The following is a 16,226-nucleotide window of genomic DNA, read 5'->3' on the forward strand; positions in this document are numbered from 1 at the left end:
GACAAACCGACAAGATTTCCAGGACGGTTCCCAAAGGCGCGAAGCGCCCGGGATGAAAAGGGAACACGGTGCGGTGTAGCCATCAGGCGCCAAACCCGTGACTGCCCCCGCAACTGTAAGCGGCGAGCCTGCCCGGACAATGCCACTGACCCCGCAAGGGTTGGGAAGGCCCGGAACGGCACAGACCCGCAAGTCAGGAGACCTGCCGTCAGGGGCATGCGCCCCGAAACCCTGACCCGGCACATGCCGGACCAACCCCTTTGCAATGCCGTCGGGTGAGACGGCAGGGAGAAATACCAATGCATATCGAACCCGGACTTGTCGTCGGCGCCAAAATGGCGCTGAGCTATGCCACTGCCGCCGGTGCGGCCGCCTATGGGCTGAAACTGTCCATCGACACCATTCGCCAGTCGGGCGTGCCCGCGCTGATCCTGCGCAGCGTCCTCAGCACCGTGCTGGTCTTTGCCTTCTTTGAAATTCTGCCGCATTACCCGGTGGGCGTGTCCGAGGTGCACCTCATCCTTGGCTCCACCCTGTTCCTGCTGTTCGGCGCGGCCCCTGCCGCGATCGGCTTGGCCCTTGGCCTGCTGGCGCAGGGCGTGTTCTTTGCCCCGTTCGATCTGCCGCAGTATTTCATCAACGTGACCACCCTGCTGGTGCCGCTGTATGCGGTCGGCACATTGGCCAAACGGATCATCGCGCCCGGCACCGCATATGTTGATCTGAAATACGGCCAGGCGCTGGCCCTTTCAACGGCCTATCAGGGCGGCGTGGTGGCCTGGGTGGCCTTCTGGGCGCTTTACGGTCAGGGTTTCGGGGCTGAAAACGTCACCTCGGTCCTGACCTTCGGCGGCGCCTATATGCTGGTGGTGATCGTCGAGCCGCTGGTCGACCTGGCCGTTCTGGCCGGGGCCAAGGCCCTGCGCGGCCTGTCAAAGACGCCGCTTCTGACCTCGCGCGTCTACAACGCGGCCTGAAGCCGTCCAAACCCAACGTGTGCGGTCCCGGTATCGGGGGCGCACACCTTGCCGGAGCCCGCATGATCACGCTCTCCCTCGTCGGTATCGGTGCCGGCAATCCGCAGCACCTGACCCTGCAGGCCATCGAGGCGCTGAATGCCGCCGATGTCATCCTGATCCCGCACAAGGGGCAGGGCAAAGACGACCTTGCCGGTTTGCGGCGGAAGATTTGCGCACAAGTGCTGCAAGCCCCGGGGCCGGGCCTGCACGAATTCGATTTGCCCGAACGCGACCCGGCGACACCGGATTACCTTCGGCGGGTCGAAGACTGGCATGATACCATCGCCGACGTCTGGCTAGAGGAACTCACCGCCGCGCTGCCCGAAGGCGGGAGAGCCGCCTTTCTGGTCTGGGGCGATCCGTCGCTTTATGACAGTACCTTGCGGATCGCCGAGCGCCTCAAGAGCCGAATACCGCTGGAGGTCCGCGTCGTCCCCGGTATCACTGCGATTCAGACCCTCACCGCCAGCCACGCCATCCCGCTGAACACCATCGGCGGGACCTTCACCGTGACCACCGGCCGCAAGCTGTGCGAAGGCGGTTGGCCGGAAGGGGCCGAAACCCTTGTCGTGATGCTGGACAGCGGCGGCGCATTCCGGACTCTTCCTCCCGACGGCCTCCATATCTGGTGGTCGGCCTACGCCGGAATGGAAAATGAAATCCGCCTGTCCGGCCCTTTGGCCGAGATTCGCGACATCATCGTCGCGCGCCGCGCCGCCGCCCGCGCCGAGCATGGCTGGATCATGGACACCTACTTGTTACGGTGGCTTTGACCTGCCGCACCGCGGCCTTTCGCGGTCCCTGTGTATGTCCAATTGCGCGAGTGAACATTGGGCATTCTTCTGGTGTAGCGAACGTCAGCTCCCCGCCCTCGTCAGTCCGCCATGGGTCTGTTGTCGTTTGAGGTTTCCCAAATCGGTTGTTGAGTGATCCATGGTTGCCAAATGGGAGGCACCTTGATCCGCACCGCTCTGACCGACGCACTCGGAAACATGATCGGCTTCCGCCTGCTGCCCGGACAGGCTCACGACCTGCGCGGCACGGCTGCGCTGATCGAAGGGGGCTGCGGCCAGTCCCTCGCTGATCGAGCGTCCGATGCCAGCTGGTTCCGTGAGGTTCTGACCGGGATCGAGGCGCTCATCCCGCCCGAATCCAACCGCCGCTTCCCGGCCGGGCTTGATCGCGACACCTGCCAATGGCGACACTTGATCGGGAACGTCTTCGAAAAGCTAAATGAATACAGAGGGATCGCAATCCGGCGCTGCGAACCCGCTGAAAGCGTTAGCGCCTTCATCTGCCTCGCCGCAGCCGTGATCCGAACACGATGAATGTCAACAGGCGCTGGTAAATTGTTAACAAAACGTTAACGCGATGCAAAAGCGGGTTTGCTCTGATGCCTGTGGGTTTAATGCGAATTGCCCTGTTTTCACCTTATTGTGTTCATATTGCCAATATCCGCGTGCAGTGACGATTGGCTTTTGTGGAGGTTGCCCAAAATAGATTTTTAACGAAAGAGATATTGAATTGGCTATCCGCGTTTTCAGGTGCTACTTTTGCGGGCACCGCATGCGTCTTTCCGGTAAAAACTGCGGGTATTGCTATGCTCGAAAACGGACCCATCAGCGTCTGGGTTTTTATTTACCATATGTCCTTTTTCTTGTCTCGGCAGTGGTGATCGTTCTGGGTTGGGGGGCTGCAGTGCTGAGCTGACCTCCGGATCGGACGGATCGAGGCCCCGGTGTTTTCGCATCACATCCCCGCGCCGTAAAAATGGCGGCCGGCGCGAAGGCCGACCGCCAGATGGGTCGTCGGGGACTGGACGTTACTTGATGACCTCGATCTCGGTCAGTTGCGCTTTGGCCAGACGGTCCACCGCGCTTTCGGGCACGGACAAGGTGACCACGCCATCGGCGACCGCAAGGACGTCGTCGCCATCCATCTCGACCTCGTTGCCATTGGGCAGCTGGAACATGATCCGCTCCAACGCGCCGGTTTCGGGGTCGATGACCGACAGGGTCACGTTGCCGACAAACTGGCCATGTTCGCCCTGCACGGCATAGCCGGCATATTCGCCGGGGGCGTCGGGAAAGAACGGGCCTTCGTCGGCTTCACTGCTTTGTGCCAGTGCGGCACCGCCCAGCGACAGGGCGAGGATCGAGGAAAGGGCGGTCATTTTGAACATCGGTTTCATGGTCGAACTCCTTTCGTTCGGTTGCTCCATTGTGCTGTATCAACGAAGTACCGCGTCGCTTGTTCCCGGGTTTTCCGGCGCGGGCCTCTGCTGCACCTTGATCCCGCCGCCTGTGCCTGCAACTCTGTGTGAAACCGCAGGAGCCCCGCCATGACCAACCCGCGCCTTTCCGATCTCATCGACCAGGGGCGCGGGGCCGCGCCCGCCGATCTGGTGCTGCGCGGCGGGCAGGTGTTCGATCTGGTCACCGGCGCGATGATCGCGGGCGATGTGGCGATCTGCGGCGATACCATCGTCGGGATCGGCGCCGATTACGAGGCGCGCAGGGTGGTGGATGTGTCGGGCCTGACGCTGGTGCCCGGTTTCATCGACACGCATCTGCATATCGAAAGCTCTCTGGTGACGCCGTTCGAGTTCGACCGCTGCGTGTGCCCGCGCGGGGTGACCACGGCGATCTGCGACCCGCATGAGATCGCCAATGTGGTGGGCGTGCCGGGGATCGACTATTTTCTGGACGCCGCGGCACGCACGGTGATGGATATCCGGGTGCAGCTGTCGTCCTGCGTACCCTCGACGGATATGGAAACGGCGGGGGCGGCGATCGGGGCCGACGCGCTGGCCGCGCTTAAGGATCATCCGCGGGTGATCGGGCTGGCCGAGTTCATGAACTATCCCGGTGTGATTTACAAAGACCCCGGCGCCATGGCCAAGCTGGCGGCGTTTCGCGGCCGCCATATCGACGGCCATGCGCCGCAGCTGTCGGGGCGCGATCTGAACGCCTATATCGCCGCCGGTATCCGCACCGAGCATGAGGCGACGACCGCCGAGGAGGCGGTGGAAAAGCTGCAAAAAGGGATGCGGGTGCTGATCCGCGAAGGCTCTGTTTCCAAGGATATGCATGCGCTTCAGCCGGTGCTGACCGAACGCACCGCGCCCTATATGTGTCTGTGCACCGATGACCGGAATCCGCTGGACATCGCTGAATACGGCCATCTGGACTACATGATCCGCACCCTGATCGCGCTGGGTACGCCGGTTCTGGCCGCCTATCGCGCGGCCAGCCTGTCCGCGGCCGAGGCGTTCGGACTGAAGGATCGCGGCCAGATCGCGCCGGGCAAACGGGCCGATATCGTGGCGCTGCCCGATCTGGCCGATTGTCGGGCGGCGCTGGTGATCTGCGGCGGGCAGGTGGTGGAGGATGCGGCATTCGCGGCGCGCGATCTGATCGACCCGGTGGCGCGCCATTCGGTCAAGGCACCGACGGTGACGGCGGCGGCGTTCCGGTCGGTCGGCAACCGCGAAGACACCGATGTGATCGGCATTCTGCCCGGCAAGATCATCACCGAGCATCTGCACGAGGTGATCGCGGTGGCGGATGGCGACAAGCGCCCCGATCCCGCGCGCGACCTGATCAAGATCGCGGTGATCGAACGGCACGGCAAGAACGGCAATATCGCCACCGGCTTCGTGCGCGGGTTTGGCCTGCAGCGCGGCGCGATTGCCTCGACCGTCTGTCACGATCACCACAATATCGCGGTGGTGGGGGCCGATTACGACGATATGGCACTGGCCGCGAACCGGCTGGGCCAGATCGAGGGCGGCTTTGTCGTGACCGACGGCGGCAAGGTGTTGGCCGAACTGGCGCTGCCGGTGGCCGGGTTGATGAGCCTGAACAGTTTCGAACAGGTCGAGGCCGATCTGGTCGCCCTGCGCGCGGCGGCCAAATCGCTGGGCGTGGTACTGGAAGAGCCGTTCTTGCAACTGGCCTTTCTGGCGCTGCCGGTGATTCCGGCGCTGAAGATCACCGACCGGGGGCTGGTGGATGTCACGAAATTCGAGATCATCGCCTGATCTGCGTATCGTTGCACATGCTATGCCTCATGGCGGCGTTTGCATGCGTGGTTGCGGGTAAACTGTATGAGACGGGCAGCGGCAGCTGTCATCGCCGGGGCCTGTCCCGAACCTGCCCATAATCGCGGCGCGGCATGTGGCCAGCCGGTGCGCAGGCTGCCGGTGCGGTGGGCGGATATCGCGCCGCTGGCCGCGCTTGCGCGGGACGGGTCAGGAAAACGTGGTTTTGGGCTTTTATGCTGCTTGACGCCGCCGGACCACACGCCTAAAACCCCCCTCACGCCGGGCCTAGCCCGGGGAAAGCAGAGCGGTTGTAGCTCAGTTGGTTAGAGTACCGGCCTGTCACGCCGGGGGTCGCGGGTTCGAGTCCCGTCAACCGCGCCACTGCTTTTCCCGTATATGTCCTGTGCGATGCGCGGTTGTAGCTCAGCTGGTTAGAGTACCGGCCTGTCACGCCGGGGGTCGCGGGTTCGAGCCCCGTCAACCGCGCCACTTTCTTTCCTGAACCACTGACAAGATCAGGCGCAGCGCCGCCCGAAGGACAGACATGTTGCGATTCATCGACGCTTTGCCGCTGCCGTTGCTGTTGGTTCTGGTGGCCACGCTGGGCCTGGCCCCCTATGTGCCCGAGCCGCATATCTGGGAAAAGCTGACCCTGCTGGCGGCGGGCGATCTGAGCGCCCCGATTGATCTGTTCGATTTTCTGCTGCACGGGGCGCCGTGGCTGTTTCTGGCGGCGAAGCTGACGCGTGGGGATCGGGCGGGCTGAGCCCGGCGCGGGCTGTCACGGGCGCGATGCAATAAGATTACCATATCGTCACATCGGTGACGCAGCCGTGAAATGCGGCTATGCGATCCGGGCCGGGTTCTCATCCTCGAAACGCGGAGTCGTCCCATGCCAAGCATTCGTATCACCCGTCGCCAGGCCCTTGTCGGGTCGGCGGCCCTTGCCACCTCTTTTGCCATGCCGTCCCTCAGCCGCGCGGCCAGCCGCCCGGTCCTGACCCACGGCGTTCAGTCCGGCGATATCGCCCATGACGGTGCCATGCTGTGGGCCCGTGCCGACCGCGAGGCCCGCATGGCCATCGAATGGTCCACCACCGAAAGCTTTGCCAATGTGCAGCGGGTCCAGCCCCTGACCATCGGCGCGCCGACCGACTTTACCGGCAAGATGGCGCTGGCCGGGCTGCCGTCCGATCAGGACATCTTTTACCGCGTCACCATGACCGATCTGGCCGATGCCAATGCGGTGTCCGAGCCGGTGGTCGGCCACTTCCGCACCGCGCCCACGGGCCTGCGCGACATTTCCTTTGTCTGGTCGGGTGACACCGCCGGTCAGGGCTGGGGCATCGACGAATCGCGCGGCGGCATGACCACCTACAAAACCATGCTGGGCCACAAACCCGATTTCATGATCCATTCCGGCGATACCGTCTATGCCGACGGCCCGTTGAAGGAAGAGGTGACGCTGAAGGACGGCACGATCTGGAAGAACGTGGTGACCGAGGCCAAGACCAAAGTGGCCGAGACGCTGGACGAATTCCGTGGCCAGTATCTTTACAACATGATGGACGCCAATGTGCGCGCCTTCAACGCCGAGGTGCCGGTGCTGTATCAGTGGGACGACCACGAAGTGCTGAACAACTGGTATCCGAACGAGATCCTGACCTCTGACGATCGCTATAGCGAAAAGTCGGTGGCGCTGCTGGCGGCGCGGTCTGCCCGCGCCTTCCACGAGATGTACCCGATCCGCGTGAATACCGAAGAGCCGCACCGCGTTTACCGCAAGGTGTCCTACGGGCCGCTGATGGATATCTTCTTTCTGGATATGCGCACCTATCGCGGCGACAACACCGCGAACAACCAGCCCGAAGGCGCCCCCTTCCTCGGGGCCGAGCAACTGGCCTGGCTGAAGCGCGAAATGACCGCGTCCAAGGCGGTCTGGAAGGTCATCGCGTCTGACATGCCGATCGGCATGATCGTGCGCGACGGCGACAATTTCGAAAACGGCGCCAATGGCGACGGCCCGGCGCTGGGTCGCGAGCAGGACATCGCCGAGCTGCTGTCCTTCGTCAAGCACGCCAAGGTGAAGAACACGGTCTGGCTGACCGCGGATGTGCACTACACCGCCGCGCATCACTACAGCCCCGACCGCGCCCAGTTTCAGGATTTCGATCCGTTCTGGGAATTCGTTTCCGGCCCGCTGCACGCCGGCACCTTCGGCCCCAACGATTATGACAACACGTTCGGGGTCGAGGTTCGGTATGCCAAGCACCCGAGCGAGGAGCAGGGCGCGAACCTGCCGCCGTCGATGGGCTATCAGTTCTTCGGCAAGGTGGATATCGCCGCCGATACCGGGGTGATGACCGTCAGCCTGCTGGACAGCGCAGACACGCTGCTGTGGTCGACCGAGATCGAGCCTGAACTGGTCTGACCGGGTCACTGATCGGATTGCGGGGCGTCCCCACCGGGCGCCCCGTGACGTTTCTACAGGCCCCAATCTCAGGCCGATGATGCGGGGCTGGAAACGACGGATTCAAGGATGTAAGAAATAACCCCGGCAGCCAGGGGCTGCCGGGGCATACACTGCTAAGAAAGATCGCCAAGACGCCACCACTCACGGAACTTCGTCTCGAAAAAGTAATGACGCTACAGTCGCGTCAGGTGTCGTTTTTGTCAATATGATAATTTTTGAGAAACTGTTATCCTGTAGCCGGGCGGAGCTGACAACGGCGGGTAAGAGGCCGATCATGGGCATGATGCAATGGACAAGATGAACGCGATTTTCGAGCTTCGGGCGCTGTTGCGCGAGATGGAGCGCGATATCGGAATCGACACGCTGACACAGGCCGAAAAGGATGTGTTCCTGGCGGCCCGAAACTTGACCCGGAAGGTGGGGGATGTGGTTGCGTCGGACGACATCCGCAGCCACGAGCTTGTGCGTTCGCTGGCCCAGGCGACCTATCACCGGACCCTGCGGGCCCTGCTCAAGCGTGGTCTGCTCTGCAAGGCGGACGGATCCAAAGCGAAGTGTTATGTCGTGACGCCCGACATGATCGACGTCTGAAACCGCCGAAGGGATCCCCGCGAATCCTGTCCGCACGGACGGGCGACGGCGGCGGGGCGCAGGATTGCGGCCTTTTTCACGATTTTATCTCGACACTGCCGGGTTTATTTTCGGTACCGTTACGTTATGACGCAGGGGCCAGCCCGGTTGACGTTGGTCAAAGCAATTCATTCCAGACAAAACGGCCTACAATTCCCAAATGATCCAAAACCGCAAATTCTGGACCGACGCCGCCAATTTCCTGTTCATCGTTGCGGCCTATGTCCTGTGCCACGGCATGGCGGCGTTCGTGATAACACCGGTCCAAAGTCTGGTGCTTGCGGATATCACGGTTTTCGCAAGCCTGATCTATCTTCCGCATGGGGTTCGGGTGCTTGCGACCTGGTTTTGGGGCTGGAAGGCGGTGCTGCCATTATGCGTCGGTGCGTTCGTGTCAGAGCTGCTGTTCACTCCCGCGCCGGTCCGCGAGGCCATGCAGTCCGTGCTGTTTCAGTCGATTCTGGTGGGCGCGATGTCGGCCTTTGCTGCGTTCGAACTGTTCCGGCTGCTGGGTGCCAGTCTTTATGCCGGGCACAGCCGGTCGATCGACTGGAAGCGGATGCTGCTTGTCGGCGCGTTGGCGTCGCTGGTCAATTCGACGGGGCAGAGCATCGTGTTCAACGGGCTGATCCTGCCGCAAGACGGCGTTTATGTCTTCATCACCTACGCCGTGGGCGATCTTGCCGGCCTGTTTGTGGCCATGGTCGCGCTGATGATGGCATTCCGATGGATCCGGCTGTCCGGTCAGACGGCGGGCGGCGAAGATCTGCGATAACCGCACTGGCCGGGCCTGCCCCGGACCGGGGCAGGGGGCACATGTTTATTCGGCCAGCGCCGCCAGAATCCGGGCCCAGCTGCGGATACCCTTGTGGAACGATTCCAGGTCGTATTTCTCGTTCGGGGAATGGATCTGGTCGTCGTCCCGGCCAAAGCCGATCAGCATCGCGTCGGTGCCCAGGATTTCCTTGAAGAACCCGGCAATCGGAATCGACCCGCCGCAACCGACATAGGCCGCCGGGGTCTGCCATTCGTCGCTCAGCGCGGCGCGGGCCTTCTCGAACGCCGGATCGCCGATTTCCATCATCCCCGCGGCTGACGCGCCGTGGCCGTGGAACGCCACCTCGCAGTCGAAGGGCAGCAGGGCGCGGATATGGTTGCGGAAATTTTCGCGGATCACATGCGGGTCCTGACCTGGCACCAGGCGGAAGCTGATCTTGGCATGGGCCTCGCTTGGCAGCACGGTCTTGAACCCGTCGCCGGTATAGCCGCCCCAGATGCCGTTCACTTCGCAGGTGGGGCGCGACCAGATCATTTCCAGCGGGGTGCGGTCATGCTCGCCCGCAGGCACCGACAGCCCGACCTCGCCCAGGAACCTGGCATGATCGAAGGCCAGCGCCTGCCACTGGGCGCGCACCGCGTCGGGCAGTTCGGTGACCCCGTCATAGAAGCCCGGCACGGTGATCTTGCCGTTTTCATCGTGCAAAGAGGCAATGATTTGCGCCATCACCCGGATCGGGTTCATCGCAACGCCGCCATACATGCCGGAATGCAAATCCTTGGACGGGCCGGTGATGGTCAGCTCTTCGCCCAGCAGCCCGCGCAGCATGGTGACGATGGCGGGGGTCTTGCTTTCGAACAACCCGGTGTCGCAGATCAGCGCGATGTCGGATTTCAGCTCTTCGGCGTTTTCGGTCATGAACGGTACCAGTGAGGGCGAGCCGGACTCTTCCTCGCCCTCAAGGAAGAACGAGATTTTGGCGGGCAGGGCGCCATGCACCGCCTTCCAGGCGCGGCAGGCCTCGACGAAGGTCATCAACTGGCCCTTGTCGTCCGAAGCGCCGCGGCCGCGGATCACCTTGCCCTGCGGGCTGTCCTGCAGTTCGGGGTCGAACGGATCGCGGTCCCACAGGGCCAGCGGATCGACCGGCTGCACGTCGTAATGGCCATAGAACATCAGATGCGGGCCGGGCCCTTCGCCATGGGCGACCACCATCGGGTGGCCCGGCGTCGGGCGCTTTTCGGCGGCGAATCCGATGCTGTTCAATTCCGCGACCAGCCAGTCGGCAGCGCGGTCGCAATCGGCGGCATAGGCCGGATCGGTGGAAATCGAGGGAATCCGCAGCAGTGCCAACAGGCGGTCGGTCGCCTGCGGCAGCTCGGCGTCGATATGGGCAAGAACGGGATCAAGGGCCATGGCGCATCTCCGGCGTGGGGGGATTTCGGGGCGGAGCCTAGCAGGCGCGGGGCGACTGTCCAGAGGGGGTGGAACAGCCGCGCGCGCCACGCTAGTTTCAGCCTGACACCGATATGTGGGGGATGCCAATGCGCGGGTTGTTTCTGATTGCTCTTCTGGCCGCCGGCGGGGCGGGGGCGGCGCTGGCCGAACCGCCGTTGGGCGGCAAGGCCGCCCGCAAGGAAATGTTCGACGCGACCACGTCGTCGGCACGGATGGTGCCGCAGGCCACCCTCAGCGACGCCGACATGGCGCTGATCAAGCAGGTGGCCGCGACGCAGCCCTATTACGGCGCGGTCGCGATTTCGCCCAGCGAGGGGCTGATGTCCGAGGCGACCCTGGCCGCCGCCAATTTCCACGATCTGGACAATGCCCGCACCGCCGCCCTGGCCGGCTGCGACGCGCGCCGCAAGGACGGATCGGACCCCTGCGTGATCGTGTCGGAAATCCTGCCCGAAGGCCATGAGCCGCGCATGCTGCAACTGTCGGCGGCGGCGACGGACGGGTTGCAAAGCGACTATCGCAAGGGGCGGGGCGCCAAGGCGCTGGCGATTTCGCCCGCGACCGGGAAATGGGCCGTGGCAAAGGGCGACGGGGCTGCGGAGGCTGCCGTGGCCCAATGCGCGCTGGAGGCCGGGATCGGCGATTGCCGCGTGGTCGTGCAGGACTGACCGGCGGTTGCCGTTGCGGAAACCGGGGGTGCGGCCGCAAACTTGACCGAAATCAAAGCGAGGCCAGGGCGGCGCGCCTTAGGTGGCGGGGCGGCGCTCCACCGCCGCAGGAATGGCAGCGGTTATTCCGAACAGGATGCAAGTGCCGGTGCTGGCAACGAAAAAGGCAAGGGGGGCTAAGAGTGCGAGGCGCGACAACATGTGCCAATTCTTAGGTTTCCCGACTGTAATAAATATGCAAGAAACGGAACGCTTATGCTGAGGTTTCTGTTCAGCGGCCCGAAAGTGGAGGAGAGGGTCGTTGTGCGTGAAGGGGGAGGCCCGCAGGGCCGCTTTGGGCGCCGACCGCGCCCAGCCGCCAGGATCTGGACCCGCCCGGTACTTGACGTGCCCGGCCCGCTGTCCGAAAAAGATCGTCGTGCTCCCGTCACGAACAGAGACCGCCCGGCGCCGCAACAGGCGCATGGGTGCATTGGGTCTAAAAGGGGATGTTCGGGCGGCAGACGATAGGCGCCCGGCGGGACAGGCCGAAAAGGCCGCGAGAAAGACGAAGGAGACTTCTAGTGGATTACACCGCGGGATTGGATATCGCCCTGAACCGGCTGCACGAAGAGGGGCGTTACCGCACCTTCATCGACATCGAACGGCGCAAGGGCGCTTTCCCGCACGCGGTCTGGCGCAGGCCCGATGGATCCGAGAAGGAAATCACCGTCTGGTGTGGCAATGACTATCTGGGCATGGGGCAGCACCCGATGGTTCTGGCCGCGATGCACGAAGCGATCGACGCCACTGGCGCCGGATCGGGCGGCACCCGCAACATTTCGGGCACCACGGTCTATCACAAGGCACTGGAGGCCGAACTGGCCGATCTGCATGGCAAAGAGGCCGCGCTGATCTTTACCTCGGCCTATATCGCCAACGACGCCACGCTTTCGACCCTGCCCAAATTCTTTCCCGGCCTGATCATCTATTCCGACGAGCTGAACCACGCCTCGATGATCGAGGGCATCCGCCGCAACGGCGGCGCCAAGCGCGTGTTCCGCCATAACGACGTCGCCCATCTGCGCGCGCTGCTGGAGGCCGACGACCCCGCCACGCCCAAGCTGATCGCCTTCGAATCGGTCTATTCGATGGATGGCGATTTCGGCCCGGTCGCCGAAATTCTGGACCTGGCCGACGAATTCAACGCCCTGACCTATATCGACGAGGTGCACGCGGTGGGCATGTACGGTCCGCGCGGCGCCGGCGTGGCCGAGCGTGACGGGCTGATGCACCGGATCGACATCATCAACGGCACCCTGGCCAAGGCTTACGGTGTGATGGGCGGCTATATCGCCGCCAGCGCCAAGATGTGCGACGCGATCCGGTCCTATGCGCCGGGCTTCATTTTCACCACCTCGCTGCCGCCGGCGGTGGCGGCGGGGGCGGCGGCGTCGGTGCGGCATCTGAAGACCGATCAGGCGCTGCGCGACAAGCACCAGCTGCAGGCGCGTATCCTGAAGATGCGGCTCAAGGGGATGGGCCTGCCGATCATCGACCATGGCAGCCATATCGTGCCGGTTATCGTGGGCGATCCGGTCCATACCAAGAAGCTGTCGGACATGCTGTTGGAAACGTACGGCATCTATGTCCAGCCGATCAATTACCCGACCGTCCCGCGCGGCACCGAGCGGCTGCGCTTTACGCCCTCGCCGGTGCATGGCCCCAAAGAGACCGACCACTTGGTCAAGGCGATGGACGCGCTGTGGTCGCATTGTGCGCTGAATCGCGCCGAACTGTCTGCCTGACCCGCTTCTGCGAGTGCAAACGCATTTGTTCTGTGATAAATATGTCTTAAGAGTTCCGCGGATAAAAGAATCGCGGGGCTGACTGGGGACAGAACAGTGACAGGCACGGGGCGGGGCAGATGATCGGGCGCAAACAGCCGCCGGTCGCGGCTGAGGCAGAACAAGGACCGAAAGGGTTCGACGCCTTTGAATTGCGTCTGGGCGATATCATGCGCGGCGAACGCGCGACCCTCGGTAAATCTCTTCTCGATGTGCAGCGCGAGCTGAAGATCAAGGCGACCTATATCGCCGCGATCGAAAACGCCGATCCCACCGCGTTCGAGACCCCCGGCTTTATCGCCGGCTATGTGCGTTCCTATGCCCGCTATCTGGGGATGGAGCCCGAATGGGCCTATGGCAAATTCTGTCATGAGGGCAATTTCGCCACCGTTCACGGCATGGACAAGGCGGCCTCTGCCGCCAAGCCCGCCCCCGGTGCGCCGCGCAAACCCGCCACCGCCGACCCGCTGGCCGATCCCAATGCCAGTTTCGTTCCGCGCGGCGAGGCGCTGCTATCGCGGCTGGAGCCCGGGGCTGTCGGTTCGTCGCTGGTGCTGCTGGCGCTGATCGGCCTGCTGGGCTTTGGCGGCTGGTCGGTATTGAAGGAAATCCAGCAGGTGAAGCTGACCCCGGTGGATCAGGCCCCCGGCGTGATCGCCGAGGTGGACCCGCTGTCGGGTGCCGGCGCGATGGAACTGGCGGTCAACGAAACCGCCGGCATGGCCCTGCCCAGTGCCGAGGCGCTGGACCGGCTCTATCGCCCGCGACCGCTGGACGTGCCCGAGATGATCGCCCGCGACGGGCCGATCGCAACGCTGGAGCCGGGCGGGCTGAGCGCGCTGGCCGCGATCCCCGAGACGCCGCGCATCGCCACGGTGTCGCCGGCCGAAACTGCTGCCCCCGAGGATCGCGACGCGCCGGTGCGCGTGGTTGCCGATACCGCACCCGAGATCGTCCTGTTCGCCACGCGCCCGGCCTGGGTGCGGGTGTCCGCCGCCGATGGCAGTGTCTTGCTTGAAAAAATCCTCGATGCGGGGGAACGCTATGCGCTACCCCGCACCGAAGAGCCGCCGCTGCTGCGCACCGGCTATGCCGGCGCGGTGTATTTCGCGGTGAACGGTCAGGCCTACGGCCCGGCGGGCGAGGGCGGATCGGTGGTCAAGAATGTGGTTCTGGGCGCGGATGCGCTGTCGCAGACCTATCAGATTGCCGATCTGACGCAGAATCCCGATCTGGCCAGCATGGTCGCGCAGTTGTCGCAGCCGATCGGGGCCGATTGACGCGACCCCGGTTGTCGCGGCACCGGCGCGGGTCTATCTAACCCCTGTACCGAAGTCAGGCTGGGAGAGGGCGAATGTCGTTCAACCATGTGCGCCCGTGGCGCAATATCTATCGCCGCACATCGCGCCAGATCCATGTGGGGCCGGTGCCCGTGGGCGGCGACGCACCGATCAGCGTCCAGACCATGACCAACACGCTGACCACGGATGTAAAGGCGACGATTGAGCAGATTCAGCGCTGCGCCGAGGCCGGGGCCGACATCGTGCGCGTTTCGGTGCCGGACGCCGACAGTTCGCGCGCGCTGCGCGAAATCGTGGCCGAAAGCCCGGTGCCGATCGTGGCGGACATTCATTTCCACTATAAGCGCGCGATCGAATCGGCCGAGGCGGGCGCCGCCTGTCTGCGCATCAATCCGGGCAATATCGGCGATGCGGCGCGGGTCAAAGAGGTGATCAAGGCGGCGCGCGATCACGGCTGCTCGATCCGGATCGGGGTGAATGCGGGTAGTCTGGAAAAGCATCTGCTGGAAAAATACGGCGAACCCTGCCCCGAGGCGATGGTCGAGTCGGGGCTGGAGCATATCCGCATTCTGGAAGACAACGATTTTCATGAGTTCAAGATCAGCGTGAAGGCCAGCGACGTGTTCCTGTCGGCGGCCGCCTATCAGCAACTGGCCGACGCCACCGACGCGCCGATCCATCTGGGTATTACCGAGGCCGGCGGGCTGGTGTCGGGCACGATCAAATCGGCGATCGGGCTGGGCAATCTGCTGTGGATGGGCATTGGTGACACGATCCGCGTGTCGTTGTCCGCCGATCCGGTCGAAGAGGTCAAGGTCGGCTATGAGATCCTGAAGTCGCTGGGCCTGCGGCATCGCGGCGTCAATATCATTTCCTGCCCGTCCTGCGCGCGGCAAGGGTTTGATGTGATCAAGACGGTCGAGGCGCTGGAAAAACGGTTGGAGCATATCAAGACCCCGATGAGCCTGAGCATCATCGGCTGTGTCGTGAACGGCCCCGGCGAGGCGCTGATGACCGATGTGGGCTTTACCGGCGGCGGTGCGGGGGCGGGCATGGTCTATCTGGCCGGCAAGCAGAGCCACAAGCTGAGCAACGAGCAGATGATCGAACATATCGTCGAGCAGGTCGAGAAAAAGGCCGCCGAGCTTGACGCGGCGGCCCAATCGCAGGCGGCGGAATAAGCGCGGAAATCCGGGCTATTCGGCCCGGGTCTGCGCCACGACCTGTTGCATCCCCGCCAGCGGCAGATAGCCGCGCAGCATCTGGTCCTTCAGCACGAAGGTCGGCGTGCCCGTGATTTGAAGGCGCTGCGCCAGCGCGCGGTTCGACTGGATCACCAGATCGACCTCGGGGTGGGTCATCCGGGCCATGATCGCGTCGCCGTCCAGATCCAGCCTGTCGGCCAGATTGCCCAGGCTTTTCGCGGTGACATTGCCACGGAACGTGATCAGCGCGTCATGCGCGCTTTTATAGGCGTCGGCCCCGGCCAGTTGCAGCGTGGCGATGGCAAAGCGCGACGACAGCTCGGACTGCTCGCCCAGAATCGGGAATTCCTTGACGATCAGGCGGATATTGCCGTCACCCTCGACCAGTTCGGCCACTTCGCTATGCGCCTTGCGGCAATAGGTGCAGCGGTAATCGGTGAATTCCACCAGGGTCACGTCGCCCTCCGGGTTGCCGCCTACCCACGAAAAACCGTCGCTGAAAATGTCGTCGGCATTGGTGCTGATCAGGGCCAGATCGTCGTTGGCCTGTTTGTTGGTCTCACGCTGTTCCAGAACCGCGATCGCCTCCATCAGCACTTCGGGGTTGTCCAGCAGATAGGCGCGTACCTCGGCCCGAAAGGCGGCGCGGTCCGGATCGCTCATGTCGGTCAGGTCGGTGGCACGCGCCGGGGCGGCCAGGGTCAGCGCCACAAGGGCGCCGGCAAGCAAAGGGCGGGTCATGTTCGATCTCTCCGTTTTGTCGCGGTGCACATGGCGTTGCTCTTTCTATTTCATAGTCGGGCAGGGGCGGCAATCGCCACAC

The 16,226-nt window shown here is 63.6% G+C and carries 15 protein-coding genes, 2 tRNA genes and 1 riboswitch; of the genes, 14 read left to right on the forward strand and 3 right to left on the reverse strand.

Going from position 1 to position 16,226, the window contains the following annotated elements:
• Nucleotides 1–7: 7 nt before the first annotated feature.
• Nucleotides 8–224, forward strand: a riboswitch (cobalamin riboswitch).
• A gap of 75 nt (nt 225–299) precedes the next feature.
• From ACSR1C_RS04655 to ACSR1C_RS04665, 3 genes are all read left to right on the forward strand, one after another.
• Complete coding sequence (locus tag ACSR1C_RS04655; protein WP_460258176.1) at nt 300–977, forward strand: energy-coupling factor ABC transporter permease; 678 nt, start codon at nt 300–302, stop codon at nt 975–977.
• Between the two features lie 62 nt (nt 978–1,039).
• The gene (gene cobF / locus ACSR1C_RS04660; protein WP_460258177.1) at nt 1,040–1,792 is read left to right on the forward strand and encodes a precorrin-6A synthase (deacetylating); all 753 of its coding nucleotides are present in this window, start codon (nt 1,040–1,042) and stop codon (nt 1,790–1,792) included.
• A gap of 183 nt (nt 1,793–1,975) precedes the next feature.
• The gene (locus tag ACSR1C_RS04665; protein WP_460258178.1) at nt 1,976–2,347 is read left to right on the forward strand and encodes a hypothetical protein; all 372 of its coding nucleotides are present in this window, start codon (nt 1,976–1,978) and stop codon (nt 2,345–2,347) included.
• A 494-nt stretch (nt 2,348–2,841) separates the two neighbouring features.
• On the opposite strand, the gene ACSR1C_RS04670 is transcribed toward ACSR1C_RS04665, so the two are convergent.
• Nucleotides 2,842–3,210: a hypothetical protein gene (locus ACSR1C_RS04670; RefSeq protein ID WP_460258179.1), complete on the reverse strand. Its 369-nt coding sequence runs from the start codon at nt 3,208–3,210 to the stop codon at nt 2,842–2,844.
• Nucleotides 3,211–3,360: 150 nt separating this feature from the next.
• Here ACSR1C_RS04670 and ade point away from each other — a divergent pair, with 150 nt between their 5' ends.
• From ade to ACSR1C_RS04705, 7 genes are all read left to right on the forward strand, one after another.
• Nucleotides 3,361–5,061 carry an adenine deaminase gene (gene ade, locus ACSR1C_RS04675; RefSeq protein ID WP_460258180.1) on the forward strand — a complete coding sequence of 567 codons (1,701 nt, stop codon included), beginning with the start codon at nt 3,361–3,363 and terminating at the stop codon, nt 5,059–5,061.
• A 307-nt stretch (nt 5,062–5,368) separates the two neighbouring features.
• Nucleotides 5,369–5,445, forward strand: a tRNA-Asp gene (locus ACSR1C_RS04680).
• Between the two features lie 31 nt (nt 5,446–5,476).
• Nucleotides 5,477–5,553 (forward strand) — tRNA-Asp (locus ACSR1C_RS04685).
• Between the two features lie 55 nt (nt 5,554–5,608).
• The gene (locus tag ACSR1C_RS04690; protein WP_460258181.1) at nt 5,609–5,830 is read left to right on the forward strand and encodes an RND transporter; all 222 of its coding nucleotides are present in this window, start codon (nt 5,609–5,611) and stop codon (nt 5,828–5,830) included.
• 126 nt (nt 5,831–5,956) lie between these two features.
• Nucleotides 5,957–7,495: an alkaline phosphatase D family protein gene (locus tag ACSR1C_RS04695; protein WP_460258182.1), complete on the forward strand. Its 1,539-nt coding sequence runs from the start codon at nt 5,957–5,959 to the stop codon at nt 7,493–7,495.
• 330 nt (nt 7,496–7,825) lie between these two features.
• Nucleotides 7,826–8,128: a hypothetical protein gene (locus tag ACSR1C_RS04700; RefSeq protein WP_460258183.1), complete on the forward strand. Its 303-nt coding sequence runs from the start codon at nt 7,826–7,828 to the stop codon at nt 8,126–8,128.
• A 199-nt stretch (nt 8,129–8,327) separates the two neighbouring features.
• Nucleotides 8,328–8,942 carry a hypothetical protein gene (locus ACSR1C_RS04705; RefSeq protein ID WP_460258184.1) on the forward strand — a complete coding sequence of 205 codons (615 nt, stop codon included), beginning with the start codon at nt 8,328–8,330 and terminating at the stop codon, nt 8,940–8,942.
• Between the two features lie 45 nt (nt 8,943–8,987).
• Here ACSR1C_RS04705 and ACSR1C_RS04710 read toward each other — a convergent pair whose 3' ends face one another.
• Nucleotides 8,988–10,361, reverse strand: coding sequence for a M20/M25/M40 family metallo-hydrolase (locus ACSR1C_RS04710; RefSeq protein WP_460258185.1), 1,374 nt, complete (start codon nt 10,359–10,361; stop codon nt 8,988–8,990).
• Between the two features lie 128 nt (nt 10,362–10,489).
• On the opposite strand from ACSR1C_RS04710, the gene ACSR1C_RS04715 reads away from it, so the two are divergent.
• The 4 genes from ACSR1C_RS04715 to ispG all read left to right on the forward strand — a co-directional run bounded on the left by ACSR1C_RS04715 (nt 10,490) and on the right by ispG (nt 15,379).
• Entirely contained in the window at nt 10,490–11,071 is a 582-nt protein-coding gene (locus ACSR1C_RS04715; protein WP_460258186.1) for a 5-aminolevulic acid synthase, read from the forward strand.
• A 563-nt stretch (nt 11,072–11,634) separates the two neighbouring features.
• Entirely contained in the window at nt 11,635–12,858 is a 1,224-nt protein-coding gene (hemA, locus tag ACSR1C_RS04720; protein WP_460258187.1) for a 5-aminolevulinate synthase, read from the forward strand.
• A 119-nt stretch (nt 12,859–12,977) separates the two neighbouring features.
• Nucleotides 12,978–14,177, forward strand: coding sequence for a helix-turn-helix domain-containing protein (locus ACSR1C_RS04725; RefSeq protein ID WP_460258188.1), 1,200 nt, complete (start codon nt 12,978–12,980; stop codon nt 14,175–14,177).
• 74 nt (nt 14,178–14,251) lie between these two features.
• Entirely contained in the window at nt 14,252–15,379 is a 1,128-nt protein-coding gene (gene ispG, locus ACSR1C_RS04730; RefSeq protein WP_460258189.1) for a flavodoxin-dependent (E)-4-hydroxy-3-methylbut-2-enyl-diphosphate synthase, read from the forward strand.
• Between the two features lie 15 nt (nt 15,380–15,394).
• On the opposite strand, the gene ACSR1C_RS04735 is transcribed toward ispG, so the two are convergent.
• Complete coding sequence (locus tag ACSR1C_RS04735; protein ID WP_460258190.1) at nt 15,395–16,144, reverse strand: DsbA family protein; 750 nt, start codon at nt 16,142–16,144, stop codon at nt 15,395–15,397.
• Between the last annotated feature and the right edge of the window lie 82 nt (nt 16,145–16,226).

This window comes from Actibacterium sp. D185-2 (genome assembly GCF_054954595.1).

Coding starts and splice junctions, on each gene's coding strand:
- ACSR1C_RS04715 (WP_460258186.1), top strand. CDS start 10,490: ATGCGCGGGTTGTTTCTGATTGCTCTTCTGGCCGCCGGCGGGGCGGGG.
- ACSR1C_RS04705 (WP_460258184.1), top strand. CDS start 8,328: ATGATCCAAAACCGCAAATTCTGGACCGACGCCGCCAATTTCCTGTTC.
- ACSR1C_RS04695 (WP_460258182.1), top strand. CDS start 5,957: ATGCCAAGCATTCGTATCACCCGTCGCCAGGCCCTTGTCGGGTCGGCG.
- ACSR1C_RS04710 (WP_460258185.1), bottom strand. CDS start 10,361: ATGGCCCTTGATCCCGTTCTTGCCCATATCGACGCCGAGCTGCCGCAG.
- ispG (WP_460258189.1), top strand. CDS start 14,252: ATGTCGTTCAACCATGTGCGCCCGTGGCGCAATATCTATCGCCGCACA.
- ACSR1C_RS04700 (WP_460258183.1), top strand. CDS start 7,826: ATGGACAAGATGAACGCGATTTTCGAGCTTCGGGCGCTGTTGCGCGAG.
- ACSR1C_RS04725 (WP_460258188.1), top strand. CDS start 12,978: ATGATCGGGCGCAAACAGCCGCCGGTCGCGGCTGAGGCAGAACAAGGA.
- ACSR1C_RS04735 (WP_460258190.1), bottom strand. CDS start 16,144: ATGACCCGCCCTTTGCTTGCCGGCGCCCTTGTGGCGCTGACCCTGGCC.
- ACSR1C_RS04690 (WP_460258181.1), top strand. CDS start 5,609: ATGTTGCGATTCATCGACGCTTTGCCGCTGCCGTTGCTGTTGGTTCTG.
- ade (WP_460258180.1), top strand. CDS start 3,361: ATGACCAACCCGCGCCTTTCCGATCTCATCGACCAGGGGCGCGGGGCC.
- cobF (WP_460258177.1), top strand. CDS start 1,040: ATGATCACGCTCTCCCTCGTCGGTATCGGTGCCGGCAATCCGCAGCAC.
- ACSR1C_RS04670 (WP_460258179.1), bottom strand. CDS start 3,210: ATGAAACCGATGTTCAAAATGACCGCCCTTTCCTCGATCCTCGCCCTG.
- ACSR1C_RS04655 (WP_460258176.1), top strand. CDS start 300: ATGCATATCGAACCCGGACTTGTCGTCGGCGCCAAAATGGCGCTGAGC.